This window comes from Leptolyngbya sp. BC1307 (assembly GCF_002286735.1).
Lineage (GTDB): Bacteria > Cyanobacteriota > Cyanobacteriia > Phormidesmidales > Phormidesmidaceae > Phormidesmis.
The window spans coordinates 1-26312 of record NZ_NRTA01000021.1; the positions used below are offsets into that span (position 1 = coordinate 1).

The window sequence follows — 26312 nt, forward strand, 5'->3', positions numbered from 1 at the left end:
ACAGGCTGATACTACTCACAAAAAGGCTTTGAAAACATTGTTATCCTTAAACTTTCAATCCTTCAAGAATGTCCATATATCAAGCGTCTAGAGTATACCCGGCAGCGTTGAAGCGACAGTCAGATGAAACTCCGTACCCAAATTCTGCAATTAATAACTTGCGAATTATTGAGCGAGGCAACTTGAGCCAAAGGTTTGAATGTACCTCACGCGAGCAAGAACCGCTATATTTCAGCATCGGTGACTCTGAAGATAATGACGGTGTCGTGGGTACAGGTAATCCGTAAGCATCGCTACTGCTGAGATGAAATCCTCGTGATAGGGTCTGTCGTCAGATCATAACTATAGGAATCTATTTGTGGAGCGAACATTTGTCGGAACCCTTAAGACGCTCTGGCGCTATCCGGTCAAGTCGATGCAGGGTGAAGCTTTAGAATTGTCAGAGATTGGGGAGGGAGGGCTGCTGGGCGATCGCGCTTACGCCCTTTGGGATATGAAAACAAGCCGGGTGGCCAGCGCCAAAAATCCTAAAAAATGGGCTGATTTGCTGAACTGTCAGGCAACGCTTGAGAAAATGCCCCAGGTCAGTGAGCCCATCCCCGCTGTGCAGATTTCTCTCTCAAATGGCACGACCGTGACGAGCGCCCAACCCGACATCGATGCGATACTCTCCGGCTGGATTGAAAGAGACGTACAGTTTCTCTCTTCTGTCCCTGAAACCCCCAGCTTGGATCAGTATTGGCCCGATGTAGAAGGGACCCCCCACCGAGACACCGTCACCGAGCTATTGATGCCGCCCGGCACCTTTTTCGATTCTTGCCCCATTCACGCCCTGACCGTAGCCACTCTCGAACGACTCAAAGCGCTCTATCCAGCCGGTGAGTTTGATCCCTGTCGTTTTCGGCCTAACTTGTTAATTGATACGCAGGCTGAGCAGGCAGACTTTGTCGAGCAGAATTGGATTGGCTGCGTTCTCTCAATCGGAGATTCTGTGACGCTCAAGGTAGATACGGCCTGTCCTCGGTGCGTGGTCACAACGCTGCCACAGCAGGGACTGCCGCATGATCTCGATATCTTACGAACGACCGCACAGCACAACGATGTGATTGCTGGGATTCGGCTGTCGGTCATGCAGGCGGGCACAATTCGCAAAGGAGATTCTGTCTGGATCGAGGCGATCGCTTCAAGTTAATCCTCACTCGGACTGATGGCTGAGAACCCCGGTCTTTCGGTCGAATCGTCAGGCGATCGCACCTGGAAGTGAACGCGATCGCTCAACTCTCCACTCTTCACTTCCAGCACCCAATTTCCTAGCTCCATCGGCCAAAAAACTTCATGCTCAGCCACAGTCTCCAAAGGCCGACCGTTCAGCCGTCACTCCACTGCCTCGCCCGCTGGTGCCGCAATCTTAAACGCTAGCCGGGCCGCATCCGCTGCCACAAAATAAGCATCCTCACGCGGCGTCAAAATTCTTAGCTCGCCGGTCGTCAAAGCCGCCTCAGGTTGACTCGCTAGCCACTCGTCATACTCCGGCGGTAGCTCAAAGGGCTGATCGGCTGAATGGTCATAGTCCGCCAGATCATCGGGCGCAAAATACTCTTCTACCACCGTCGTACAGTCGGCAGTTGGCTTACGCCCAGAAATCGCACAAATCGGTCGTTTCTCCCAGTCGGTCAGGGGCGGAAAGTTCTGCGGATCTTGCTTTTCGTGCAGATGCAACAGAATTCGCTGCCACAGCGGCGCGGCTCCCATCACCCCAGAGATTTTTAGTCGCCAGCGACTGTACAATCTGTTGAACCTGCGCCTGTACAAAATTTTGCAGGGGCAAATCGAGAGTTGTTTGTAGTTTGGCAGGGTGGGCGTCCGGCAGTTGCTCAGCCAGCCAAAAGAGAAAGTGGGGCGCGGCCTGAATGCCCGGCGATCGCTGCTGCAAATCTACCTGCTCTCCAGCCACCCGCTGAGCCTGCTGCAGATTCAAAGCGCCATCGGCCACCATGCGGCTGAGCACATAGCCCTGCCGCTGCTTCAGCGCCTGCCAGTGAAAATAAGGGTCTAAATCCACCGGGTTATTCGGCAGTGCTGCCAGCAAACTCGCCTGGGCCAGATTCAGCTCCGAGGCCGGAATGCCAAAGTAAACCTGCGCCGCCGCCTCTACCCCGTAGATATTGCTGCCCATCGGCAGGCGGTTAATATAAGCGGCCAAAATGTCATCTTTACTCATTCCCGCTGCCAAGCGCCAGGACAGCCAGACCTCACTGGCTTTATGCGCCAGCGTTCGAGGCGCAGACTCCAGCATTCTGGCGAGCTGCATCGTAATCGTCGAAGCCCCGCTGACAATTTCACGAGCCTGAGCAGCTTCTAGGAGCGATCGCCCCACCGCTCGCAAATCCAGCGGCCCATGCCGGTAAAACCGCTGATCTTCAGCCGAGAGAATTGCCTGGATAAAGCTGGGTGATACCTGTGCTAAAGGGACAACTGCTGTATGTTCCTGATCGCGGGTGAGAATTGTGCCTAAGCGGAGACCATGTCGATCGCTAAACTCCACCGCGAGCTGATTCTGCGCAATATCAACCGCTCGAATCGGAACCAGAGACGGAATAAACCGGATGACTATAATGCGCGCTAGTAGCCCTAACAGCCGCCGCTGCCAGAGATGATGAGGCGATTGAGCTCGCTTATACAGTCTGTTCATGACCTACATTTTATCGAGCCAGTGACGCTTTGACAGGCTCCCCGCGCTGAACAGCAAGGCATCGACGGATGGACCGACCCAGTGTCGCAAGAGCCATGAGACTATTGCCGCCACCGTTCTTGGGCATGGTTCAACTATGGGATTAGTCAATAATGACCCTTGAAATGTATTAAAAGTTAATCATGATTCTCATTCTTAAACGTACTCAGAGCAACGTACTCAGAGTAATTTGACCCAGAAACCTTAACTCTTACAGTCTGCTAAGTCGGTCAGTCTGCTAAGTCGGTAGGTGCTGATTTGCCAGGGCTTGATATGAGTAGGATACTCATTTGCGGTAGGCATTTCGAGGAGGTTTGTGTGAATTGGGTTGGGTATGGCGCGACCATCACTTTCCAAACTCGCAAACTCACCAAGCCCGAGCGTCTGGCTGCTCGCTAAAACTGCACTTTCACCATGCGCTTCGTAACAGCGCAGGACAAATTCGTTGGGATCTGATTCTGCAGGCTTGAGCGCAGAGAGAATTAGGTTGGGATTGTGGATTTGTAGAAAGCTGTGCGCCCCTTTTTTCAGGCTTTGATCTAACTGTTTGGGCTGTCCTTGATAGACAATAGGCGGAATATTCAGTTCGCGAGCATGGTGGACGGTGCGAGCTGATTGCCAGGTACCCGAATGAGGGTAAATAGCGTAGGTGAAATGGTGATGGCCTTTGTCAGCAGAAGGATCTGGCCAGATAGGAGACTTGAGGAGAGTAAGCCGCAGGTGGCTTGGGCCAGCGTCAAAGCCGTGTTTGCAGTCAGTCAGGATGCTGACGCCAAAATCTGGGCTGCCGATATCGGCCCACCGCAGCGCAGGTACTTCCCACTGAGCTTTTTCGGCGGTGGTCTGTGGGCGGGTGATTCTGCGAATGGCCCCAAACGGGATTTCGTAGGTAGCTGTTTCTGAGGAGACAGTAAAAGAGAAGTTTGTTTTTAGGAGAACTTGGGTTTCTTGCCAATCGATATCAGTTTCGATTTTTAGATAGGGAGTACCTATTTCAAGACTGTAGATATGGCTAATGGTCGATTGTTGAAACTGGTAGGTAACCCTTAGTCTTTGATAGATGTCACCGTTTTCGAGCCAGCGAATAGACTGCAGTTTGGGGGCTGGTAGGGGATGATTTGCATAGTCCGGATCGATATTCCAGGCGTCCCAATATTGGCCTTTGTCTTGAAATGCCTGGAGCTGGTTGCTGGAGGCGCTAAGGGCTTCTGTCTGGGTGATCTTTTCTACCAGGCTAGCAATACATCCTGTTTTAGGATCGAGGGTTGCTTTGAGAAATTCGTTTTCTAAAATATATTGTTCTAGTTGCAGAGCATGAGTAGGGCGATCGCCAGGACATAGCCAAAAGGACTGATAGCCAACAGCAGGAATATCGGCTGAGAAAGACACGTTGCAAACAGCCTGTCCTGAACGAACTGTAGAGCTTGTCTGACAAGGGATTGATTGGTTCTCTGAATTATAGATAGCCCAGTTGGGAGACAGCTTATCAGATGTCTCTGAGATTGGCAGAGTGATGACTGAGCTACGGGGCCAGCTGAGTGAATTAAATATGACGATAGGTTTAGCTTTTGGATGAGGCGGCTGGGAGAGATTAATTTGGCTGGCGATCGCCCCAATGCTCTCTCCTAAAACGCGCTGCCCAATGTCGCTAACTTTCTGCCAACCCTGATTGGCATCGACAAACACTTCAGGAATAGCTGTACCCGGCAAAATATCGTGAAATTGATTGAACAGTAGCGCCTTCCAAGCCGCTTCTAAATCAGCTTTGGGATAAGGCTGGCTGGCCGTGAGCTGGGCAATAGTCGCGAATACTTCAGCCTGATATAGCAAGTCTTCGCAGCGGCGGTTTTGCTGTTTTTGATCGGCGTGGGTGGTGTAGCAGCCTCGGTGGAGTTCCAGGTAGAGTTCGTTGTTCCAGGTGGAAAGAGGGGAAGGGGGCAGGGGAAGATTGTCGATGTAGGTGTTAGGAGTGATGAATGTTAGCTGGGGGAAGAAGGGTGACTTTTCCCAGCGCTGCGCTTTTTCGAGCATGTCGCGGGTGGGGCCGCCGCCATGATCGCCTAAGCCAGGCAGCCACAGGGTATTGGGTATCCCGGTGCTGTCCTCCCACTTTTTGGCATGAGCGGACATTTTTACAGGATCGATGTCGGAGCCGATGGGGGGGAGCATAAGGCTGAGGATGCGGCTACCGTCGGGAGATTGCCACCAAAAGAGCTGATGCGGGAATTCAGTGGTGTCATTCCAGGAGAGTTTGAGGGTGGCAAAGGTTTCGATACCGCCTTGGGTGAGCAGTTGGGGCAGTTGCCAGCAAAAGCCGAAGGAGTCAGGCAGCCAGGCGATTTTGCTGATTTGGCCAAATTTTTCCTGGCAGTAGCGCTGACCGTAGAGCAGGTGACGAGCGATCGCTTCTCCACTAACCAAATTAAATTCAGGCTCGATCCAAAGCCCGGCGTCAATGCTCCAGCTACCCTCTGAAACTTTTTGCTGAATTTGCTTAAATAGTTCAGGGCGGTTGCGCTCTAGCCATGCGAAGAGAGCTGGGCTGGAATGCGTGTAGGTAAGAGTGGGGAAATCTTTCTGTAAATCTAGAACAGATCGAAAAGTGCGTTCAGCAGCGTCCCAGGTGTCGGCAACCGGCCACAGCCAGGCCATGTCGAGATGGGCATGACCAACGCATTGAATCTGTCGCTGTTTGAGCGTCGCCGCTAAAGGGATAAGGTTTGCTCTCAGTTGAGCAAGAGACTGTTGAAAAGGGTGGTTTGCCAGATCTTGAACGGTTGCAGCCTTAGTTAAGCTGCTCCAAGCTAGCTGAGAGAGGGCGGTCTGTATCTGGGTTTGGCAGGCAGGTTCAAGGGTTGCTAAAACGGTGAGTTCGTCAGCGACAAAGCTGGGCTCGGGTGTGGGTGAAGCGTCGGGTAATTCGTAGAAAAGATGCGATCGCACTAACGCCCCCTCGTCATGACCGGGGCTAACCAGCCGCAGGGCTATTTGAAACGTCTGACCTGCCATGACGCCAGGGCTCAAGCAAATGCGGGTGAAGCATTCAAACAAGTCTCCTGTCTGCACTAAGTGCCCATCGACATAGATCTGCGCCTCATCAGCCCACCAGGTCAGCCCGAGCCGCAAACTCATGCCCGCCAAGGGATAACCGTGAAAATCAGACGGTACCGTAATCGTCTGATAAAGCCAGAGAATATGACGACCGCGCTCCCAAGCGATATGCTGGCGGTCGTTTAGAGCAGCAATAGGCGCGTTGGTTGTAAAAATGTCTGCCAGGGCGATTTCTTGAGAATGCTGCCGCCAATTGGCTTGAATACTCTGAGTATTAAGCTGACGCAGGCGGTCAAGATTGGCTTGGAGGGCTGAGGGAATGGCGAGATTAACGTCGGCAGAGGCCATAACTTCCGTTAGAATTTAGAGCAGCGAGGGGGCAAATGACATGACTTCTAGCCCATATCAAAGTAATTTATTACGGTTTGCGATCAGTCAGTATCGGCGCGGCAGGGATCGGCATCGCCGCGCTGTTCGTCAGGCCCGAGGGACGGCGACGCTGGGCGTGAGTTTAGGCGTCGCCCTGACCGTGTTTCCAGTGTACGCCCTGGTTAAGGCGTCTCGATTGGCCGGGCAAAGGCTCAAACAGTCTGTCAATAATATGCGTTTATCTGGCCGTCTATTCGGGTCGGATGCAGGTACGAACGAGCTGATAGACTTTTCGGACTTTGATGCGCTTCCTACTGCACTTGAGCCCTCGCCGAACGTGGGGCCTGCAAGCAGTTCAGAGACATCATTATTAATGGCGCAAACGCTGATGGCCGTTGGTGCTTGTCTTTCTCCTGTGCAGGTAAAGCTGCTGCGGGCAATGCGCAGTCAGTCGGACGATCTATCTACTGGTCTCTCTACTGCCGAGGCAGGTGCCTGCATGACGGGTCGGATTACCGCGATCGCCAGTGACTTAGAGACGCGATCGCTCGTCCTCGTCTTGGGCCATACCCTTGTGTGGCGCGGTCTGAGCGTAGCGCAGCAGCAGCAGCTTTGGGAGCAGATAGCCCGGCTCATCAGCGGCGGCTATCCCAAACGCAGCTCTTTTCAGGCTGGCACATCAGCGGCTTTTACTCCCAACCCAACGGCCAAAGTACTGCCGGGTCAGTCTCGCGGTCTGATGCAGCCTGTGCTCCTATTTTGGATTGAGGTGCTCAAGACCGTTGCTCAGCGGCAAAAGCGGTCTAAGCGTTTTAGCAGCCGTATTCCTAAGCTATCTAGCGGTTCTGGCAGACTGTCAGATTCATCGCCCAAACCGAGACTAGCGCCTGGGCCTGCGCTTATAGAAGCGGCTTCAAATTTACAGTGTGCCTTGCCCGCACATAGACCAATTACATCAGCAGTAAAGTCCGTGGGCAGCGCCAGCACAGCAGACTGGGAAGCAGATGTCTTGGCTGCGAGCTATATTGAGCACCCGTTAGAAAAGCTGCTGAAGTGGATGGATCAGATTTTGCTGTGGTTAGAAACTCACTGGCAGACGCTGAAGTCTTGGCTATCGTCGTCGGGATCTTGATGATTCTTGCCATAAGCGACTAAGCCCTGGCGCAAAAAAGAAAGCCATCGAATGACTTCCCTCTATTGAGAACAGTTAGCTCATGGCTACATAAAGTAATCTAAAGATGATGGCAGCATCAAATTACTTTTCTAGAACCATACTCCAACAGGCTAGTACTCGCGAGTTCTGATTTTTGAGAACCCTATTTCCCTTATTCATTGGGAATCATATGCGCAGATTGGTCTGATATTTAGTTACGCTGCAAAATTTTAAGCAACCGTTCATGAACGTTCTAAAAGCTGTCGCTGCCTCAGATTTTAAGTGTGACTTCCAGCATTTAGTCAGTCAAACGATTGAGATTATGGCCTGCTATGGGAGCGATTGCCGATACCGCGCCGTCAGTCCAGCGCTGACTGAAATCCTGCAGTGTTCTGCTGAAACCTTGGTGGGTAAAACAGATTCGGCGCTGGCGCAGATGGCAGATCAACCGGCTGACCTCAGAGCGTATTAGCCGGGCGATCGCGCCGCCTGCCGCTCCCATGACTGCTCTTGTTGGTGTTGAAATGCCAGGATTAGAGACCGCTTCACTGGCAAACTTGCCGTCTACTCACTCCCGCTCAGCCTCGTATCACTTTGACGGAAAAGTAAAAAAAAAATACCGGCAATCGCAACAACGTCGAAGCAACGCCGACCTATGAAATGGCCGAATTTATGCAGATTGTGCTCGACAGCATTCCCCAGTACATTTTCTGGAAAAATCGAGACTGCATGTACTTAGGTAGCAACCGTCGCTGGGCCGAAATGGCAGGACTGGGCGATCCAAACAATGTTGTAGGCATCACCGATAACGACCTGCCCTGGACCTCAGAGCAAAAAGACTGGTATGCGATGTGCGATCGCAAAGTGATGGAGACCGATACGCCCATGCTACGGATCGAGCAATCTCAACGTCAGGCCAATGGCGAGCTGAGCTGGCGAGAAACTAGCAAATTTCCCTTGCACGACACCGAAGGCAACGTCGTTGGCCTGCTGGGCACCATCGAAGACATTACCGAGCGTAAAATTTCTGAAGATCTGCTGAAACAGTCCGTAGAAAAGTTTCAAAATCTGGCCAAGCAGGGAGAACTATTGAACCAAATCTCAACTCAAATTCGCCAGTCATTAGAATTAGAATCCATTCAGCAAATCACAGTCAATGAGGTGCGACAGCTATTCTCCGCTGACCGGGTATTCATCTACCGCTTCGACTTAGACGGGAATGACCAGGTTGCCGTAGAATCTGTGACTGAGAGTGGTTACTCCATCCTGGGCAATGCCGGGATGAACGGAAGATTTCATCATCAATATATCGAACAGTATCAGGAGGGTCAGATTCGAGCCCTCCCCAATCTCACCACTGCAGACCTTGACGCGCATTACAGCGACTATCTGCAAATTCTCCAGGTACAGGCCAGTTTGACCGTGCCTATTCTAGTACAAGACACCCTCTGGGGACTGCTCATTGCCCACCAATGCTCAAAGCCGAGGGACTGGGAAGATAATGAGATTAATTTGCTGCTCACTTTAGCAGGTCAGGTCGGTGTTGCCATTCATCAGTCAACGCTATTTGCCCAGACTGAAAGCAGCGCTGCAGAGGCCAGAGAAAAAGCTCACCAGTTGGAGGAAAATGTTCAAGCGCTAAAGCGAGCCCAGGCACAGCTTATCCAAACTGAAAAAATGTCCAGCCTGGGACAGATGGTGGCAGGCATCGCCCACGAAATCAACAACCCAGTGGGTTTCATTCATGGCAATCTCAGGCATGTAGAAAACTATATTCGCGACCCAGATAACGCTGCGTACCGAAGCCTGCGCCGATAATATTGTCATTAGCCTCACTGACAACGGTACGGGGATTCCACCCGCGATTAAAGATCGAATTTTTGATCCCTTCTTCACGACGAAAGCGGTCGGAAAAGGCACCGGTATGGGGATGGCGATTAGCTATCAGATAGTAGTTTAGAAACATCATGGCCAGATTGAATGCTTCTCTGAAGAAGGCATTGGCACCCAGTTTGTGATCACAATTCCAGTACGACTGCCAGCTGCTGTATAGCGACGACAGTGCCCCTTACCTGTTCGTTTTCAAGAAGTCTCAGGTTACGAGTGCTAAAAATTGCTCAACTAAAGCGGTCCCCAGATGCATCCGGGAACCGCTTTAGTTCACTGAGTAGTACCCCTTTTTGCTTTTCGTTGCGGACGGCTATACCTTATACAAACCACTCTTCTACGGCTTCTGCTTTGGTGTTGGTATTGCGTGATAGCGTTTGCCGCTCAAAGTCCATATGGATAGAGCGGGTTTGCTCGCCGTCTTTAGCCACTGCCACAACCGGATAGCGCAGCACGCCATCTTGGAAAGACATTTGGAACCGGAAAGTGCCATCGGCATTGAGCGTGATTGGCTGACCGTCGATGGTGACCGTCGCATCTGGCTCAGTCGCACCGTATACGATTAGCTCAGCGTCCGCTATCAGCCAGAACTTGCGAGGCTTAACCGGGGGCGCAGAAGCAAATAGTCCAGCGCCAGACATATTGATGCCAGAAGCTGTTGGCAGTGCCCACAGCCCAGCGCCAGACGGAAAGACAAAAGAACTAACCGCTTGCTCAGGCACCTGCTGCATAGAGCCAAACAAAGACCCCGCTATCCGCTGCGCCTCAAGTGACTGAGCGCGAGCAACCATTTCGTTGTAAAGCGGATTTTCACCAGTCAGTCCGGCGGCCTGTCCGGCTGCTCCTGCTCTTTGGGTAGGCGAGACTAGCTGGGTAAAGGTGCGGCTTTGTAGACCTGCTTGCCATTCGATGGTGAGGAACTGATCTTCTACCCAGTCGGAGGGGTAAACCGGTGGAATTCGCATAGAAGCCGAGCGCGTCAGCACCAACCAGCGACCATCGTCACAGATATAGCCAATTTCTACGGTGTAATCGCGATCGCTTACTGGCACCGGCAAATACCATTCCCGCACCATCTCCCCACATTCGTACTGCTGCAGGCTGTGCGGGCTCTGACTGTTGATATCAATATCGGTGACATCGTAAAACCGCAAGGCCAGGCGGCTACCGCCCTGATCGCGAAGCGACTGCTTGTGCTCATTGGGAATATCCCAGTAAGCGTAAGCCCACTGCGGGTCTCTAGTAAGCAACACAATCCGGCTTTCGCCATAGCCACTCGGCAATTCGCTGAGGTTATCATCCACCGTCGCTAGCGCTGCCATATCTGGTCTGGCCGCTGTCGGCATGGCGACGGCTGTACCGGCGCTGCTATGGCTACTTTCTAACTGGCCAACGGCTTGATTTGATGGCTGCATATAACCCTGTGCCGGATTGGCATACTTAGCCGCTTCCGCCTCTGTTTGTCCATCTACAGCGGCGGCGACGGGTGTACGCACGCCTGCTGCTATCTGCTTTTGCTTAATGGCAGCCACTAGTTCCACCTTACGCATCCGGCTGTAGCGTGAGACTTCGTATTCGCTAGCAACTCTGCGGAGCTGGCGCAGCGTCATTTCCTCTAGCGGAATGTTGGGTGTAGGGGATGACATAATCGGCTGTTCTCCTAGCTGAAGGGCAATCGTGATCCCGTGGAAGTCCGCAGATGCCTCTAGAGGGCATAGCACTGGGATCACTTTCGGGATCAATGTCGTCATAATATGACAAAAAGCTGTATGGGGATCAAGAAAACCTGCCTATTTATGCCAAAAGCACGCCGATCTACAGGGTTTCGGGATCAAAAAGTCATTAAATCATGACATAAGTGGGATCTGTACTCGATCCCGCAGGCGCAGTTTGGCATCCGTCTTCTAAACCATTCCTGAGATAGCGCTGATTCAGTCGATAATAAGGCCAGCAAAAAGAGAGGAAGCACTAAAGGCATGGGAGAAAACGCAGATTCTCACAGCAGCGCTGGCGGCAGTCGACTTATCGGGAGAGTTTTGCCGGTGGCTGTGCGGCTTTGGCTACTTTCTCAGGTAGAGCAGGCAGACGATCTGTCTTTGCAGTTAGAGGGGCGCGATCGCGACATTCTCACCGGCTATCTGCCCAAAGTGACCGTCTCTGCTGAGCAGGCCGTTTACCGGGGTATTCGTCTCGGCCAGGTGCAGCTATCGGCGATGGATATTCGGATTAACCTGGGGCAGGTGATTCGCGGCAAACCGCTGCGGCTGCTAAGGAAGTTTCCGGTATTGGGAAAAGTGGCGCTGACAGCTGACGATCTCAACGCTTCACTGGTCTCTCCCCTGCTAGCTGAGGGGTTAGAGAACTTTTGGAAATCGCTCTTGCGGCAAACCCCGGCGCTAGTGCCCATTGTCGCAGCTCGCTACGGACAGCTGCCGCTGCAATCGGATATGAGCTTTGGGCGATCGCAAATTTGTCTGGGCGATCAGAGTCTTGGGCTGAGCTTCTACCCCCAGGTACCCGGAGAAACCGCCGCTAATCCGATCATCCTCGGCACCCAGCTCACCGCTTCAGAGAATTTGCTGCGGCTAGAGTCTCCCCGCTGGCTAGAAACCTTAGATGACCTGAATAATCCAGCCAAAGGCGTGCTGATTAAACCGCTCGATGGATTTCAATGGAATTTAGGGAAAGACGTTCAGCTCACCCGGCTGACGCTGAGCCCGCAGCAGTTGGTGTGTCAGGGGAAGCTCAGCGTCAATCCTTAGCAAACGCCTTAGTAAACGTGGGTAGAGACTCGGGCACAGACGAATTAGTAGCGACCGATCAGCGGTATCAGATAGACCACAAAGTAGTAAACCAGCGGCGCTGTAAAGACGTAGCTATCGGTGCGGTCTAAAATGCCGCCATGACCAGGAATCAGCGTCCCCGAATCTTTTACGCCAGCGTCGCGCTTCATTAACGATTCGGTCAGGTCGCCTAGCAGGCTGGAGATCCCAATAATCGTGCCGAGCGCCGCACCAGTTAGCCACCAGATCGGCCAGGCCATTGCCCAAGCACCCAAAATGCCGATACTGGCGCTGGCTCCCATGCCAAAAATAGCCCCTTCCACCGTTTTTTTAGGGCTAATGCTGGAAAGCGGCGTCCGCCCAAAGGCACGCCCAAACACATAGGCTCCGATGTCGGCTCCCCAAATACAGACAAACGCAATCAGCGTCACCGTCAGCCCAATCGGTAACGCTGACCAGCTGAAGCTAGTCGGCCAATAGCCCCCCCAAAGAAAATTAGCGGAATCGACGGGTCCCAGGTCTCTCAGCCGAATCCAAAAAGTAGGCAGGTAGCCGCCGTAAAACAGGGCCAAAATCGAAGCTGCTACGTCGGCGATGGTGGCAAACTTGGGCTGAAAAAGCAGATAAAAGCAGATGCAGGTGCCTGCTAGGGCCAAAATAGCGTCGGCAACAGGTGGGGAGAGATGGGCCGTAATCAGCAGCACCTGACTGACGATCAGAGTGGTTTTGGCAGCGGGGTTGATACCTTTGGCGCGCACTAGGTCAAAGACTTCTAGCTGGCCCAGGTAGACGATTATGCCAAACCCCACTGTGAAGTACCACCCGCCTAACGTAATCAGGGTGAGGGCAATAGCGATCGCGATAATTCCGCTGGCAATGCGAGTCCAGGGCATAGACGTATCAACTCAGATGAATGAGGTTCTCGGCAAGTTCTGACGGTAAAGCCTTTACAGTAAAGTTTTCACAGTAAGGCTTTCACAGTGCGAGAAGGCGTTGATAAAACACTACAGCAAAGTCTAGCCCGCTGGCGCAGAGATCCTGGCATTCTGAGAGCAAGCTGTGACAGCCGGTGCAATGCCGCTTGTGTTGCCAATTTATAGCGTTGGTCACTTGGCTTGAATACAGCAACGCAGGCAAAACCTTTGCATAGCAACAGGCCAAGTGACTCGCGTTACCCGAATGCATCCGGGTAACGCTATATGCGAACAGCCTATCAACATATTCCGCTGATATCATCGACCCAAAGACGCGAGGGCGGGCCGATTTACCGGCCAATCAGGGCTCAATCATCGGAAGATTAGCGGTACTGGGAGAGGCACTATTGACCCATTGCGACGGCCTGAAGCGGCTGAGGTCGCCCGGTTTGATAGCCTTGAACGTAGGCAATACCCTGCCGTCGAATCATTTGGAGCGTGGCCTCGGAGTCTATGCCTTTGGCGATTACCTGCACCGAACTATCTTGCATGGCTTGATGTAGCTGCGACCATAACCCTCTGCTCGGGCGACGAGTAGGCTGGGTGACCGCCGGTGTAAATTTGACATAGTCAATCGGTAAGTCGGTATTCAGAGCCATCATCGTCTGGCCGAGCGTGGCATCGTCTAAAGTCACCCGGCAGCCCAACTGCCGAAGGCCAGCCATTAGCTGACGGGTTTGCAAGGACCAGGTCGTGGCCACCGTAGCCGTCACTTCAAAGCAAAACAGGTTGGGAGCCAGATCGGTTTGTGCCAGCTTACTGGTAATCCGCTGCACTAAGCTGATATCAGCGACACTGTCTTGAGAGAGGTTGATGGAGTAGAGGGGGGAGCAAGCAGGGTCAGTGGAACCCGTGAGGCTAGCGTCTTGTCTTTGGCTAGCCCAGTCAAACACATAGCGAATGACCCAGCTATCTAGCGCGCGCATCATGCCGTGTCGTTTGGCTGTTGGCAAAAAGCTGCCCGGAAGCGCATAGCTATCGTCCGCATTACGCATTCTTATTAGCAGTTCTCTGTGTCCGGTTGCCTGCAGCTGAGCAGGCTCATCTACGTCAGCGCCAGTGATCGCCACCACCGGCTGTTGATAAAGCGCAAATAAGTTCTGCTCAAAGGCTTGATTGAGCTGATCTATGCGGCAGTAGCGATCGCCCTGAAGCTGATCTCGATAGGTTTGCAGGCTGTCTTTGCAGGCTTTTTTGAGCAAAAAGAAGGGACTTGCCAGAGTGCTGGTAAGCAATTCGTAACGGCAGTGTTCGACGACGCTGAGTTGCGATCTCGAAGGGTAGCGCAGCCTGTGCAGCAGCAGCTTACGAATATCGTTTGTCACATAGGCAGGAATCGCTAGAGGCCGCTGCCAAGCCTGCAGGCCGAGCATCCGAATATGAAATCGGCTGAGGCCAACGCAGCGCAGTAGCGTGATGAGATAGTCTTCATTCAAGCGATCGCTAGGAATGTCGTGATACACCACCATATCGGGGTTGTACCAGACTTCATGACCAGATTTTTGAATGTAGAGAATGGCTTCTAGGTCTTCGCTGGCTAAGCCCGCGCTTTTGCCTTTGTTATTGAGAAACAATCGAGCAGGTACCGACTCTAGCCATACCTGTTTGCGCACGACCAACCCCGCCGCTGGCGGCAAAATTTTATGGGCAGGTTCATAGCGGTGCGGCTCAGAACCGCGCTCGATAATGGCCAAGAAGCACTTGATATCGGTGAGTTCACAAGGTAGCTCTGTTTCAAACTGGCCATGAATCTGAGAGCCAAATACGCTCGCCTGCGGGTGAGACTGCGCAAACCGGTAGACCTGGGCCACCCAGTTTTCGGTCGGAAGGTTGTCGTCGTCTAGAAACGCGACCAGGCTACCTCTGGCAACTTCGACCGCACGCTGACGAGCAAAAGCCGCCCCTTGCTGAGCGGCAAAGCGATAGTGCAGCGGCCACTGGCCTGGCCAGCTAGCTTGATAGTTACGGACGACGATAGCCGTATCGTCAGTACTGCCGTTATCGCAGACAATAACCTCCCAATTAATCAGGTCGGTGCCTATCTGCGATCGCAGCTGGTCTAGCACTAGGGGCAGTCGCGCAGCGCCATTATGGGTCGGAATAGCAACCGTAATATCGAAAAATGGGGGTTGGGCAAGCTGTTCAGCTAAGTCGGACCAAGTTTTGGATTGCTTAGTATCTTGTGAGATTGGCAAAAGTGTAGCGCTAGTACCTGTCTGGTGACTATTTGTAGAAGCAATACCCGAGGCGAGAGAGCTGAGCGAGCCGAAATTTGGCATATATCAACTTAACTGTTCAGCAGTTGTGATGAAGGAACGGTAAATGGCAACCTTAGAGGCACTGCACTGGGGTAATTTGACCATGAAAAATCCATGATGATTCACGACTGAGTGACATCTTCAAACTTCCTTTAAATTAGGTAGCTTCACGGGTCAGTGATTCCACGGACAAGTGATTGTACGGGCAAGTAGTTTCACGGAGAAGGCGTCTACCGGTCAGTAGTTTTGGTAACGCGTACCAGCGTTAGCGAACTGCTTGACTACCCGTCTTACTCCAGCTTGTCGCCACTGATGACAAAGATCGGATTGACCGAGGCAAAGACCTGACGATTGCCCCGCGTTTCTAGACGGTTGACAGCAGGCTGAGCCACTTCAATGTTGCGCATGTGCAAGGCTGCAAAGGTTTCTGAAGCGGTGTAGAGGGCTTCTAAATTACTGGCGGTAACGACAATGCGGCCATTGAAGATGAGTTTATCCCAGGCGGTTTCGAGCGTAGCTTTGAGCGGTGCGCCCTCGATCAGGATGCAGCTTGGTTTGCCCTCGATCTGATGCAGGCACTCAGGCGCACTGCCAGAAATCACATCGACGTTGCTGACTTCAAAGCGATCGCAATTCGTCTGAATCAAGCTAGCGACCTCTTCGTCGCGCTCAACGGCGGTAACTTTGCCGTGAGGGCAGAGCAGCGCCGCCTCAATCGCAATCGTGCCTGTCCCCGCCCCGATATCCCATAGGTGAGCGTCGGCCTTGAGCCGTAAGTAGCCCATTACCAATAGACGAACTTCTCGCTTGGTCAGCGGAATGCCGGGTAGCTGCTGAAAAAGCTGGTCGGGAATGCCGGGGGTCACGTAGGGCCAGAGTGCAGACATATTTGTTTCGAGGGCTGAGAAAAGCGGCTAGCAAGAGAATCCTATCAAGTGCTGATTGGCTAGGGCTGGATCACGCGCATTGTCTTTAGAGACGGATCGCTGCAGCCTGTGAGGCAACCGCCCGCGCTGAGAATGGCTTGCAAGTGGGCGATCGCTGCTGCGCTGATCGGTTCGCCGGGGAGCAGGGCGGGAATGCCAGGGGGGTAGGGACAGATGGTTTCTGCGCAGATATGGCCGATGGTTTGGTGAGTGGGTAGAGGGGTTTTGCGGGCGAAGAAGGCTTGGCGGGGCGTGAGCGGGGGGGGGAGGGGGGAGGGGGGGACTTCGGCTATGCTCAGCCGCCGAAGAGGGAGGGAAGGGTGCTGGCTGAGCTGCTTAAAGGCGGCGATGAGCTGGGTGATGTCGGCGGTGGTGTTGCCCAGAGAGACGATGAACATCAGGTGGCGAAGGGCAGGTAGCTCGGCGGTGACGTTGTGGTGATTGTGGAGTAGGTCGTCGGCGGTGAAGCCGGTGATCCCCAGATCTGAGACATCGATGGTGAGACGGGTGCGATCGCCGATAATTCCGCTGCCATCCGTGGCAGGCTGCAAAACTTTCAATCCGGGTAACCCGTTCAGGGCGGTGCAGGCTTGATCTGCCAGCGCCAGAGTGCGAGCCATCAGCGAGGTTCCGGCTGTCGCCATCTGGTGGCGGGCCGCGTCCAGGGAGCCTAGCAGCAGATAGCTGGGGCTGGTGGACTGAGTGAGCTGGAGGGATTGGGTGAGGCGATTGCGATCAATTCGGTTGCCTTGCACATGCAGTAAGGCCGATTGGGTAAAGGCACTGAGAACTTTGTGGGCCGACTGCACGGCGATATCTGCGCCAGCGGACAGGGCGGTAGTGGGTAGCTCAGGGTGAAAGGCAAAGTGGGGGCCGTGGGCTTCGTCGATGATTAACGGAATGCCGTGCTGGTGAGTGATCTGAGCGATCGCCTTTAGGTCTGAGCAAACGCCGTAATAGGTGGGGGAGACGAGCAGCACTGCTTTAGCATCTGGGTGGGCAGTGAGGGCAGTGGCGATCGCTTCAGGCGCTACGCCCAAGGGCATATCCCACGCCGCGCTGTAGGTAGGCGATACGTAGACAGGGACAGCGCCCGACAGAATTAGGCCAGAAACCGCAGAACTATGAAGATTGCGCGGCAAAATCAGCTTATCGCCGGGGCCGCAGGTGGCTAAAATGGCAGCTTCAATCCCGCAGGTAGAACCATTGGCCAAAAACCAGGTCTGCTCAGCGCCAAAGGCATCGGCAGCGAGGCATTGAGCTTCCAAAATCACGCCTTCAGGAGCAAAGAGATTGTCCAGTTCGGGCAGTTCGGGCAGGTCAGCGCGAAATACGGCAGTGCCAAAAAGCTGCTGCTGGCGGGCAGAAATTCCCTGGCCTCGCTTGTGTCCGGGCGTGTGGAAAGCTGCGTTCGGGCGGTCGGCGCAGCGCTGTAGAGTGCTCAGCAGCGGCGTGGCGGTCTGGTCTAAAGCGTATGTTTTCAGGGGCTTCTGAGAATTAAGAGGAATAAGATCAGGCCGGGTCGCAGCGAACTTCAATCATAAAGCCATCAGGATCGTAGAAGTAAATGCCTTGACCTGTAGGCCGAATGACTGGGCCAGAGAAGTCAATATCGGCCTGACGTAGCAGCGCCATTGCCTGCTCGAAGCGGTCAGCGGCGATATCAAAAGCCAGATGATTCGCTCGGGTAAAGCCCTGTTCAGGGTCGGGATTCGGTGGGGTCAGCTCGGGCTCCCAAAAGAGATCAAGAATGGTGCCGTCAGGCGTTCTAAAATTGGTGACTTTGCCCTCGGCAACCAGCTTGACCAAGGTTTTTGGCACCTCTTCGCCCGTGAGCCGATGCAGACCTAAAAGCGTGCCGTAAAAATCACAGGATGCCTGCATGTCCTGCACGTTGAGGGCGATATGATGGACGCTACGCAGCATTCCCGGTGTGAGACCGACGGCTGCCTCTGAAGCACTGGCTGCGGGCTGATTAGGGTGACTGGCGGTGAAGGTCATAGTTTTGAGAAGCTATAGATGAGCGTAAGCCTATGAGCGAAGTTGATGCGTGAGGAGAGATCGCACTCATGAGCGCTAATTGAGCAGCTAGGTGATTTTTAGTAATAATAATAGGAGCTTTATATTTGAGCTGAAGAATTGAAAAGCTAATTCTGAATATTCCTCTTACCCGCATCCTAACGCCGCTATGAAAAGCCTGTTTCTAGACCGTTTGCAAAGTCGTGAGCGTCCGGTTCTTGTGTTCGACGGCGCGATGGGGACCTCTTTGCAGATGCAGGAGCTGACAGCAGAAGACTTTGGCGGCGCGAACTATGAGGGCTGCAATGAATACCTCGTCGAAACCAGGCCCGATGCCGTGGAGAAGGTGCACCGGGGCTTTTTGGAAGTCGGCGCAGATGTGATTGAGACCGATACCTTTGGCGGCACGGCGCTGGTATTGGCTGAATATGACCTGGCAGATCGGGCTTATGAGCTGAACCGGAAGGCGGCAGCGATCGCCCGTAAAGCAGCCGATGACTACTCCACCCCCGAAAAACCCCGCTTCGTCGCCGGTTCCATCGGCCCCGGCACTAAGCTGCCCACGCTGGGCCATGTGGACTTTGACACGCTCAAGACAGCCTATATCGAGCAGGTAGAAGGGCTTTACGACGGCGGCGTAGATCTGATGCTAGTCGAAACCTGTCAGGACGTGCTGCAAATTAAAGCGGCGCTGAATGCGATTGAGGAAGTCTTTGAGCGCCGGCAGGGTCGCCTGCCGATAATGGTTTCGGTCACCGTAGAGCAGCAGGGCACGATGCTGGTCGGGTCAGAAATTGGCGCGGCCCTGACGATTTTAGAGCCTTTTTCCATAGACATCTTGGGTCTCAACTGCGCGACTGGCCCGGCGGAGATGAAGGAACATATCAAGTATCTATCGGAGAATTCGCCGTTTATTATTTCCTGCGTGCCGAATGCCGGACTGCCCGAGAACGTGGGCGGTCAGGCACACTACCGACTGACGCCGATGGAGCTGCGGATGTCGCTGATGCACTTTGTAGAAGATTTGGGCGTGCAGATTATCGGCGGCTGCTGCGGCACGCGGCCCGATCATATTGAGCAGTTAGCTGAGCTATCGAAGGATTTGACGCCGAAGGAAAGAGCGGTGGGCGATCGCACCCAATTCCCCCCTTACGGCGACCTGCCCTACATCCCTGGTGCGGCTTCTATCTATAGCCCGCAGCCTTACGAACAAGACAATTCCTTTTTGATTGTCGGTGAACGGCTGAACGCCAGCGGCTCTAAAAAGTGCCGGGAAATGCTCAACGCCGAAGACTGGGACGGCCTGGTAGCGCTGGCCAAGTCTCAGGTGAAAGAGGGCGCACACATATTAGATGTGAACGTGGACTACGTGGGGCGCGACGGCGTGCGCGACATGCATGAGCTGGTCTCGCGACTGGTCACCAACATCACCCTGCCGCTGATGCTCGACTCCACCGAGTGGGAAAAAATGGAAGCGGGCCTGAAAGTGGCAGGCGGCAAGTGCATTCTCAACTCTACTAACTACGAAGACGGCGATGAGCGCTTCTTTAAGGTGCTAGAAATTGCCAAGCGCTACGGCGCAGGGGTGGTGATCGGCACCATCGACGAAGATGGCATGGCGCGCACCGCCCAAAAGAAATTTGAGATTGCGCAGCGGGCCTACCGGGATGCGGTGGAATATGGCTTTCCGCCCTATGAGCTGTTTTTTGACACGCTGGTGCTGCCAATTTCTACCGGGATTGAAGAAGACCGGGTGAATGCCAGAGAAACGCTTGAAGGCATTCGTCTGATTCGCAAAAATCTGCCCGGTTGCCACATCATGCTGGGCGTTTCTAACGCTTCTTTCGGGCTTAATCCGGCGTCGCGCGTGGTCTTAAACTCGGTGTTTCTTAACGAAGCGATGGCGGTGGGAATGGACGGGGCGATCGTCAGCGCCAGTAAAATTTTGCCGCTGGCGAAGATTGACCCTGAGCATCAGAAAATTTGCCGCGATCTGATTTACGACAAGCGTGAGTTCGAGGGTGACGCCTGCACTTACGATCCTTTGGGTGAACTGACGACACTGTTCGCAGGGAAGAGCACCAAACAGCTTAGAACCACTCAGGATGAAAATCTGCCGTTGGAAGAACGGCTGAAGCAGCACATTATTGACGGCGAGCGCATCGGTTTGGAAGATCAGCTCGCTAAAGCGCTAGAGAAGTATCCGCCACTGGAAATAGTCAACACCTTTTTGCTCGACGGCATGAAGGTGGTGGGCGAGCTATTTGGCTCAGGGCAGATGCAGCTTCCCTTTGTGCTGCAGTCGGCGCAGACGATGAAAGCAGCGGTAGCTCACTTAGAACCGTTTATGGACAAGGCTGAGTCAGACAATAGCGGCAAGGGCACGGTGGTGATCGCAACGGTAAAGGGCGATGTGCATGATATCGGTAAAAATCTGGTCGATATTATCCTGTCTAACAACGGCTACAAGGTGGTGAATATCGGCATTAAGCAGCCGGTGGACAACATCATCGCGGCCTACCAGGAGCACAATGCCGATTGCATTGCGATGAGCGGACTGCTGGTGAAATCGACGGCCTTTATGAAGGACAATCTGGCCACCTTTAATGAACATGGCATTAACGTGCCGGTGATTTTGGGCGGGGCAGCGCTGACGCCGAAGTTTGTCCATGAGGACTGTCAGAATGCGTATAACGGGCGGGTGATTTACGGCAAAGATGCCTTCGCTGACCTGCACTTTATGGATGCGCTGATGCCCGCGAAAAAGGCGGCGCAGTGGGACAATCTCGGGGGATTTGCGGACGATCATCCGATGAGCCGAGTGGCAAAAGTCGCCGTTAATAATGCGCCCGAACCAGAGGAAATCGCCGCTGCCGAGCCGACGATTATTGACACTCGCCGCTCCGATGATGTCGCAATTGATATTGAGCGGCCTACGCCGCCGTTTTGGGGGCCAAAGGCACTGAAGTCAGCAGATATCCCGCTAGCGGAGCTGTTTGACTATCTGGACATGCAGGCGCTGGTCGCCGGGCAATGGCAGTTCCGCAAGCCAAAGGGCCAGTCCCGCGAAGAGTATGACGCTTTCCTCGCAGAAAAGGTAGAGCCGATTTTAACGCACTGGAAACAGCGAGCTGTCGATGAAAAGCTGCTGGACCCGAAGCTGGTTTATGGCTACTTTCCCTGCTTGGCAGAAGGCAATACGCTTTACCTGTACGACTGGAAATCGGCGCAGAGGGGCGAACCTAGTGAACCAGTGACTTCGTTTGAGTTTCCGCGTCAGCGCTCGATGCGGCGGCTTTGCATTGCTGACTTCTTTTTGCCAAAAGATCAAGCGCAGCCCGGTGAGTACGATGTCTTTCCGATGCAGGCGGTGACGGTAGGCGATATTGCCACCGAATTTGCCGCCAAGCTCTTTGCTAAAGATAACTACACCGACTATCTGTACTACCACGGCTTAGCGGTGCAGATGGCCGAAGCGCTGGCCGAGTGGATGCACATGAAAATTCGCTGCGAGCTGGGTTACGCCGATCAAGAACCAGAGGGCATTCGCAATATCCTGGCGCAGCGCTATCAGGGGTCGCGCTATAGCTTTGGCTACCCGGCCTGCCCGAACATGCGCGATCAGGTGAAGCAGCTCGATTTGTTAGATGTCAGTCAGATTGGCATGCACATGGATGAGAGTGAGCAGCTTTATCCTGAGCAGTCAACGACGGCGATTGTGACGTATCACCCGGCGGCGAAGTACTTTAGCGCCTAGATTAGGAGGACTTTCTACCAGCCAGCCTCGGCCTGCTGAAGAACGTAGGTAGCGATCGCCTCAATCTCCTCAGCCGTCAGTCGGTCGGCGTAGGCCGGCATGGCTCCTTTGCCCTGGGTGATGAGGTGGGCGATCGCCCCTATCTCTGCATATCCCCGCCGCACCAGCGTCTTTTGTTTAAGGTTTTTACCCCGGCGAATAATATTGCCACCGTGGGCATGGCAACCGGCACAGTTGAGGCTAAAGAGCGCTTCTCCTGGTGGCGCTGCAGGGGCTGAGGTGGGCTGAGTAGTCTCAGTCAAAGAGACCGGTGCAGACTGACCAGCCAAGGCTTGAGCAGCAACCTGATCGATCTGGGCAACCCACAGCAGCCCCACCATTAGCCCGACTATCGCATGAGAGAAAAGAAGATCAAAAACCCGCCAGCCACGCATAAAAAGAAACCATTGCTACAAAACTAATTTCTAAAGAGATACCTATACTCAATGGATGATAGAGGCTTACAAATTCAGCTTTAGATGAGCCGTCTAGACCATATACTTAATGAGTAATAGGTAAATTTAGCAATAAAACCTAATAAGCAATATTTGTTGAGGTCACGCTTTGTGAACCTGATATTGCTAGTTCAAGGCCTAATCCCTACAGCGTAAGTGTATAGGTAACCTGCCAGATAAAGGCTGAATACTTTTAGCCTTCACCTGGTCCCGCTGGCTTCGTCTAGATTTAACATTCACGCTGATCTAAGAAAGTCCTTTGTCTGCACAGTTTCTCATTGGTGTTTTCGTTCCCACTGAGTCCCTGGCTGATCTACTGCGTCAGCTGCTAGCTCAGAAGAGTTTTGTGGTGAGCTGGAGTCAGTCGGCAACGGACTTTACAGACTGGGTGATCAGCAATCGTCACCGCATCGACTGCCTGATTGTGCAGTCCTCAGAAGCAGCATTTCAGGCTTTGCGAGAGCTAAAGCGACGCGATATCTTGCTGCCAGCGCTGACAGTTGATCACCCTACAGGTTTTGATCGCTCAGAAGACTCTACTGGGCCGATATCCGGGCCTGAAGCCGCTCTAGAAGGCAGCAGTAGGGCAGCAGCAGATGAAGCGATCGCCGAGTCAGTCAGCCAGCGAGTGTTCTCCTACCATGAAGCCGTTGCTGCTCTCGATATTGACGACTTAGACGGCGTCGATGAAGCCATTCGGCTAGCGGTCAAGCGCTACTTACAGTTGCCCACCGATGAGACTAAGGCGCAAGCCGCCAAGCAACCTGAGAGCGCTACCGACGAGCGCGATAAACGCCTGTTTTTACTGAGCTTGCAGCAGCAGCGCCTGACCGAAAAGCTGCAAGAACGTCTGGGCTATGCCGGTGTGTATTACAAGCGCAATCAGCGAAACTTTTTGCGCCACATGAGTGCATCGGAGCATCACGAATTTTTAGACAAGCTGCGCCAGGACTACCGGCACATTATCTTGAACTACTTTGCTGACGACGGCACAGTCAACCAAAAAATAGACGACTTCGTCAACGTCGCCTTCTTTGCCGATATGTCAGTCCCCAAAATTGTCGAAATTCATATGGAACTGATTGACGATTTTTCTAAGCAGCTACAGTTAGAAGGACGTAACGAAGAAATTTTGGCAGACTACCGGCTCACGCTGATTGATGTCGTTGCTCATCTGTGTGAGATGTACCGTCGGTCAATCCCCAGAGGTATGTAGTCTTCTCACGTAAACTTAACGAACATGGAGGGATTCGAACCCCCGACCCTCAGAACCGGAATCTGATGCTCTATCCAACTGAGCTACATGTCCTCGGCTAGGCTAAGCACGCTAAAAGCAATGCCGCTAGTCTAGAGTTAAAATTCTATCATCTCTGTGCCGATGCAGCATAGTCAGATTTAAATGCCTCGGCTCTGCCGTCTCAGTTTTAAAGGTAAAAGTCGTTTGCCGAGGGCGGTTGGTCGGCCTCGGCTGTCGAGGTGGGTTCGTCACTGAGGGCAAGCATCTGAAGGATATTGTCGCCGCTGTCAGAGGTGAGAACGCCTGCTTGCAGAGTGTCCCACGTGGGGGTGACTGTCAGTAGGAGCTGCTGGCCTTTACGGGTTACGCTAAGTAGCTGAGTGCGGCTATCTTCACCCGCTGCGATTTTTAGCCAGCCTTTGCTCACCATCCGGTCTACAGTGCGGCTGACGGTAGATTTTTCCATGCCGAGAGTTTGCCCGAGCTGACCGGGGCGAATTTGAGTTTCGCTGATGATGACGGCCAAAATATTCAGCTGGTTGACGGTCAGACCGTAGGGGCGGAGGGCTTCGTCATAAAGCCGGGTAATAGTGCGATTGACCTGTCGCAACCGGCGGGCCACGCATTCTTGTGACATCTGTCGGGCGATTTCTTGGGCTTGCTTTTGAGTAATTTCTCCGGTCGAGACCATTGCAGCAGTCGGTTAAAAAGGAGTTAGCCAGCGGCGGGGGCGCACGGTTGAATATACAACTCGCAGGCCGATTTTGCTAGCAAAACGAGGTAATTCCCCGCAAAGGCTACATCCAGCGGTATCAGCAACCTTTAGTGTTTGGTCGCTGACCGCTGAGTGCGAACCGCCAGTTAGTTATCATCTCTAAGCCTGTCGAGTCCATCCAGGACGATATCGAGCCCAAATTCAAAATCATGAAGGCCATCGTAGCGGCCTTCGGCAACGTGATGGCTGAGCAGGTTCATGTAGGGATACTTATCAGCCGGAATCATTGGTAGGTAATCGGTGGCCGTCGCGGAATAGTCTGCTGCCTCTATCGGAAAATTCAGTTCCTGAAGCGTAAATCCGTAGATATGGCTATCGATCACATTCCAGGCATGATCGGCCATTTCATATGAAAAACCTGCTTCAAGCAGGCAGCCCAGCGTGGTATCTACATAGCGCAGCATCGCTGGGCCAACATTGATTCGGGAGACCAGCGGCATCGTCGCCCAGGGGTGGCGCAACAGCACCTCATGAGCTGAGGTCGCACGCTGCCGCATGGCTGTTTTCCAGTCAATACTCAGGTCAGGTACCTTGATTTCACTTACTACGATATCGACAATGCCATCTATGATGTCATCTTTATTGGCCACATGGTTGTACAGCGACATTGCTTTGACACTGAGCGCTTGAGCCAGCTTTCGCATCGAAAGCACCTCGATGCCGCCTTCATCAGCCAGATGCATAGCCGTGCGCAACACCCGTTCCTTGCTCAAGGGGACTCGGGATTTTGTGCCTAAATTGTTCGTCTTTGCCATTGAAATTTTTTCGTTGTCGTTCACCGCAGATAGAGATAGACCTATCCCCATTTTGAGGCGCTAGGTTTTAATCTATCTTGACAGACTTACACTGTATGCTAAACTTACGGCGTAAGTCAAAATAGCTAAAGTGACAGAGGCTCACAAGATGAAGGCAATCGTCCAGTCTGAGTACGGCTCAGCAGATGTTTTGCGACTAGCGGAGGTCGCAAAGCCCGTTTGCGATGATGAGAGTGTATTGGTGAAGGTGGAGGCGGCGTCTGTCAATGCGGGCGACTGGCATTTGATGACTGGCGATCCGTTCTTCCTGCGCCTGATGTTTGGCGGCCTGCTGAAGCCGAAAATTAAAACCCTGGGCTTTGATGTCGCCGGGCGAGTGGAAGCGGTGGGCAAAAACGTTACCCAGTTTCGCTCGGGCGATGAGGTGTTTGGAGATATTTCCGATTATGGATTTGGCGCTTTCGCTGAATATGTCTGCGTCCCGGCAGCGGCATTAGCGCTAAAGCCCGCGACGCTAGCCTTCGAGCCAGCTGCCGCTGTTCCGGCTGCGGCAGTGACCGCTTTGCAGAGTTTGCGCGATTGCGGACAAGTGCAGCCGGGGCAAAGGGTTTTGATCAATGGGGCCTCGGGTGGCGTGGGCTCATTTGCGGTACAGATTGCGAAGGAGCTGGGCGCTGAGGTGACGGCTGTCTGTAGTACGAGTAAGGTAGATATGGTGCGATCGCTCAACCCAGATCACATCATCGACTACACAAAAGAAGACATTACCCAAAACGGCCAGCAGTACGACCTGATCTTAGATGCAGCGGCTTACCGCTCAGTTTTTGACTATTTCCCTACCTTGAGTTCTGAGGGCACCTATGTGATGGTAGGCGGCTCCATTGCTCGTTTATTCCAGGCGATGCTCTTATCACTTTGGTTCTCAAAGCCTCATCGCCGAAAAGTGAAATGTCTGGTGGCAAAACCCAATCAAGCCGATTTGATTGCTGTGAAGGATTTGATAGAAGCTGGAAAGATTGCGCCTTTCATTGACCGAGTTTATAGCCTGAACGAGGTGCCTGCCGCGATTCGACATCTTGAACAAAGACAGGTTCGCGGCAAAGTTGTTATCCGTGTTTGATATTGTTGTTTAGCAGTCCGATG

22 protein-coding genes and 1 tRNA gene are annotated in these 26312 nt (G+C 53.2%); 9 read left to right on the plus strand and 14 right to left on the minus strand.

Translation table 11 applies throughout. The features are described 5' to 3' along the window. The first annotated feature begins 358 nt into the window (after window positions 1-358). Window positions 359-1192, plus strand: coding sequence for an MOSC domain-containing protein (locus CKL79_RS12655; RefSeq protein WP_121969947.1), 834 nt, complete (start codon window positions 359-361; stop codon window positions 1190-1192). Here CKL79_RS12655 and CKL79_RS23495 read toward each other — a convergent pair. The 4 genes from CKL79_RS23495 to CKL79_RS12665 form a co-directional block, all read right to left on the minus strand. Then, window positions 1189-1347 (minus strand): hypothetical protein, encoded by a 159-nt coding sequence (locus CKL79_RS23495; protein ID WP_205879077.1) that lies wholly within the window; start codon window positions 1345-1347, stop codon window positions 1189-1191. The two genes, CKL79_RS12655 and CKL79_RS23495, sit on opposite strands and share 4 nt — an antisense overlap. Window positions 1348-1374: 27 nt before the next feature. Continuing rightward, window positions 1375-1608, minus strand: coding sequence for a hypothetical protein (locus tag CKL79_RS23500; protein ID WP_205879078.1), 234 nt, complete (start codon window positions 1606-1608; stop codon window positions 1375-1377). 22 nt (window positions 1609-1630) lie between these two features. Beyond that, window positions 1631-2692 carry a transglycosylase domain-containing protein gene (locus tag CKL79_RS12660; protein ID WP_205879079.1) on the minus strand — a complete coding sequence of 354 codons (1062 nt, stop codon included), beginning with the start codon at window positions 2690-2692 and terminating at the stop codon, window positions 1631-1633. A gap of 243 nt (window positions 2693-2935) precedes the next feature. After that, window positions 2936-6130 (minus strand): alpha-mannosidase, encoded by a 3195-nt coding sequence (locus CKL79_RS12665; protein WP_121969948.1) that lies wholly within the window; start codon window positions 6128-6130, stop codon window positions 2936-2938. Between the two features lie 40 nt (window positions 6131-6170). On the opposite strand from CKL79_RS12665, the gene CKL79_RS12670 reads away from it, so the two are divergent. The 4 genes from CKL79_RS12670 to CKL79_RS22895 all read left to right on the plus strand — a co-directional run bounded on the left by CKL79_RS12670 (window position 6171) and on the right by CKL79_RS22895 (window position 9264). Continuing rightward, complete coding sequence (locus CKL79_RS12670) at window positions 6171-7283, plus strand: hypothetical protein (protein WP_121969949.1); 1113 nt, start codon at window positions 6171-6173, stop codon at window positions 7281-7283. A gap of 265 nt (window positions 7284-7548) precedes the next feature. After that, on the plus strand, window positions 7549-7776 hold the full coding sequence (locus tag CKL79_RS12675; RefSeq protein WP_121969950.1) for a hypothetical protein: 228 nt from the start codon (window positions 7549-7551) through the stop codon (window positions 7774-7776). Between the two features lie 188 nt (window positions 7777-7964). Continuing rightward, window positions 7965-9122, plus strand: a complete 1158-nt coding sequence (locus CKL79_RS22890; RefSeq protein ID WP_141242204.1) for a GAF domain-containing protein — start codon at window positions 7965-7967, stop codon at window positions 9120-9122. A 7-nt stretch (window positions 9123-9129) separates the two neighbouring features. Then, window positions 9130-9264, plus strand: a complete 135-nt coding sequence (locus CKL79_RS22895; RefSeq protein WP_276300166.1) for an ATP-binding protein — start codon at window positions 9130-9132, stop codon at window positions 9262-9264. A 247-nt stretch (window positions 9265-9511) separates the two neighbouring features. Here CKL79_RS22895 and CKL79_RS12690 read toward each other — a convergent pair whose 3' ends face one another. Beyond that, window positions 9512-10837, minus strand: a complete 1326-nt coding sequence (locus CKL79_RS12690) for a DUF4912 domain-containing protein (protein WP_121969951.1) — start codon at window positions 10835-10837, stop codon at window positions 9512-9514. 330 nt (window positions 10838-11167) lie between these two features. Here CKL79_RS12690 and CKL79_RS12695 point away from each other — a divergent pair, with 330 nt between their 5' ends. Further along, complete coding sequence (locus CKL79_RS12695) at window positions 11168-11953, plus strand: DUF2993 domain-containing protein (RefSeq protein WP_121969952.1); 786 nt, start codon at window positions 11168-11170, stop codon at window positions 11951-11953. 44 nt (window positions 11954-11997) lie between these two features. On the opposite strand, the gene CKL79_RS12700 is transcribed toward CKL79_RS12695, so the two are convergent. From CKL79_RS12700 to CKL79_RS12720, 5 genes are all read right to left on the minus strand, one after another. Next, the gene (locus CKL79_RS12700; protein WP_121969953.1) at window positions 11998-12867 is read right to left on the minus strand and encodes a phosphatidate cytidylyltransferase; all 870 of its coding nucleotides are present in this window, start codon (window positions 12865-12867) and stop codon (window positions 11998-12000) included. A gap of 425 nt (window positions 12868-13292) precedes the next feature. Further along, window positions 13293-15143, minus strand: coding sequence for a hormogonium polysaccharide biosynthesis glycosyltransferase HpsE (hpsE, locus tag CKL79_RS12705; protein WP_240518840.1), 1851 nt, complete (start codon window positions 15141-15143; stop codon window positions 13293-13295). Window positions 15144-15496: 353 nt separating this feature from the next. Next, window positions 15497-16093, minus strand: a complete 597-nt coding sequence (gene cbiT / locus CKL79_RS12710) for a precorrin-6Y C5,15-methyltransferase subunit CbiT (RefSeq protein ID WP_121969955.1) — start codon at window positions 16091-16093, stop codon at window positions 15497-15499. A 59-nt stretch (window positions 16094-16152) separates the two neighbouring features. Then, window positions 16153-17616 (minus strand): aminotransferase class I/II-fold pyridoxal phosphate-dependent enzyme, encoded by a 1464-nt coding sequence (locus tag CKL79_RS12715; protein ID WP_121969999.1) that lies wholly within the window; start codon window positions 17614-17616, stop codon window positions 16153-16155. A 28-nt stretch (window positions 17617-17644) separates the two neighbouring features. Beyond that, window positions 17645-18058 (minus strand): VOC family protein, encoded by a 414-nt coding sequence (locus CKL79_RS12720; protein ID WP_240518847.1) that lies wholly within the window; start codon window positions 18056-18058, stop codon window positions 17645-17647. 262 nt (window positions 18059-18320) lie between these two features. Between CKL79_RS12720 and metH the strand changes: the two genes are divergently transcribed. Beyond that, window positions 18321-21908, plus strand: coding sequence for a methionine synthase (metH, locus tag CKL79_RS12725; RefSeq protein WP_121969957.1), 3588 nt, complete (start codon window positions 18321-18323; stop codon window positions 21906-21908). A gap of 14 nt (window positions 21909-21922) precedes the next feature. Here the strand turns inward: metH and CKL79_RS12730 are convergent, their stop codons facing one another. Beyond that, the gene (locus tag CKL79_RS12730; protein WP_240518842.1) at window positions 21923-22342 is read right to left on the minus strand and encodes a c-type cytochrome; all 420 of its coding nucleotides are present in this window, start codon (window positions 22340-22342) and stop codon (window positions 21923-21925) included. A 319-nt stretch (window positions 22343-22661) separates the two neighbouring features. Between CKL79_RS12730 and CKL79_RS12735 the strand changes: the two genes are divergently transcribed. Then, window positions 22662-23618, plus strand: a complete 957-nt coding sequence (locus CKL79_RS12735) for a circadian clock protein KaiA (protein WP_121969958.1) — start codon at window positions 22662-22664, stop codon at window positions 23616-23618. A 19-nt stretch (window positions 23619-23637) separates the two neighbouring features. Here the strand turns inward: CKL79_RS12735 and CKL79_RS12740 are convergent. The 3 genes from CKL79_RS12740 to CKL79_RS12750 form a co-directional block, all read right to left on the minus strand. After that, window positions 23638-23711: transfer RNA gene (locus CKL79_RS12740), tRNA-Arg, on the minus strand. Between the two features lie 115 nt (window positions 23712-23826). Next, window positions 23827-24330: a MarR family winged helix-turn-helix transcriptional regulator gene (locus CKL79_RS12745; protein WP_121969959.1), complete on the minus strand. Its 504-nt coding sequence runs from the start codon at window positions 24328-24330 to the stop codon at window positions 23827-23829. Between the two features lie 170 nt (window positions 24331-24500). After that, entirely contained in the window at window positions 24501-25169 is a 669-nt protein-coding gene (locus CKL79_RS12750) for a TetR/AcrR family transcriptional regulator C-terminal domain-containing protein (RefSeq protein ID WP_121970001.1), read from the minus strand. A 148-nt stretch (window positions 25170-25317) separates the two neighbouring features. On the opposite strand from CKL79_RS12750, the gene CKL79_RS12755 reads away from it, so the two are divergent. Continuing rightward, on the plus strand, window positions 25318-26289 hold the full coding sequence (locus CKL79_RS12755; RefSeq protein ID WP_121969960.1) for an NAD(P)-dependent alcohol dehydrogenase: 972 nt from the start codon (window positions 25318-25320) through the stop codon (window positions 26287-26289). Window positions 26290-26312 lie beyond the last annotated feature (23 nt).